This is a genomic window from Rhodopseudomonas sp. BR0G17, assembly GCF_010907025.1.
In the GTDB taxonomy this organism is placed as follows: Bacteria; Pseudomonadota; Alphaproteobacteria; order Rhizobiales; family Xanthobacteraceae; genus Rhodopseudomonas; species Rhodopseudomonas palustris_H.
The window spans coordinates 1-417 of record NZ_QUML01000180.1; the positions used below are offsets into that span (position 1 = coordinate 1).

The following is a 417-nucleotide window of genomic DNA, read 5'->3' on the forward strand; positions in this document are numbered from 1 at the left end:
GCGCGAGCGCCGCCCCCTTGTCGTGAAACAAGGTGCCACCATCGAACACGGTCTGGGCGGCGCTGGCCGCAGCACTCCAGGCTATCGAACTCGGCGAGAACAGCTTGTCCGGCGTCAGACTGGAGCCACCGTAGCTGCCGCTGAGATTCACTTGGGGCAGCATGTTGGCGATATTGACGCCGACGGTGGCGGTGGCCTTGTGCAGACTAGCCTCCGCCGCGGCAATGTCGGGACGCTGGCGGACCAGCGACGACGGCACACTGACCGGAAGGTTGCGCGGCAGCGTGAGGCTCGCAAGGCTGACGTGTTCGCCGCGATCCTGGCTGGGCAGACGCCCGAGATAGGCCATCAGCTGGCTGCGTTGCTGCGCGAGCTGCTTCTCCAGCGGCGGCAAAGTGGCCTGTGTCTGTGCCAGCG

The 417-nt window shown here is 66.7% G+C and carries 1 protein-coding gene; it reads right to left on the minus strand.

Annotated elements, in window-relative coordinates:
* Positions 1-417 (minus strand): TolC family protein (locus DY467_RS25770; RefSeq protein ID WP_164639876.1); only part of this gene is annotated, 417 nt, incomplete at both ends.